1 protein-coding gene is annotated in these 326 nt (G+C 39.6%); it reads left to right on the top strand.

Annotated elements, in window-relative coordinates; translation table 11 throughout:
- Nucleotides 1–326, top strand: a 326-nt coding sequence (locus G7034_RS10875) for a hypothetical protein (RefSeq protein ID WP_166400985.1), incomplete at both ends; no start/stop codon positions are given.

The raw sequence follows: 326 nt of genomic DNA, 5'->3' as shown, positions 1-326 counted from the left end.
TCACCACAAACCATTTACGCCGAGGTTGTAAACACAGACAATGAATGTCCATCCTCAACGCAAGTCACTTTTGAAATTACTGTGAATCCATTACCCTTAGTTGATATTTCTAACATGGATGGTTCGGTGATTTGTATTGACCGAGAAACTGGTGAAATTGTTTCTGCACCTACTTTAGATACAGGGTTAAATGCCAACGATTACGAATTTGAATGGTTCTTGGATGGCGAAGAATTAGCCTTTACAGGAAGTGCATTAACGGTAGAAGAAGCAGGATTGTATGAAGTGATTGTGGTAGATTTAGCGACAAGTAATAGCACGGAATG

The sequence above is a fragment of the Psychroflexus maritimus genome (genome assembly GCF_011089875.1).
Taxonomy (GTDB): domain Bacteria; phylum Bacteroidota; class Bacteroidia; order Flavobacteriales; family Flavobacteriaceae; genus Psychroflexus; species Psychroflexus maritimus.
Note: the sequence above shows the minus strand (reverse complement) of the source record. Positions and strands in the feature narration are given on the sequence as shown.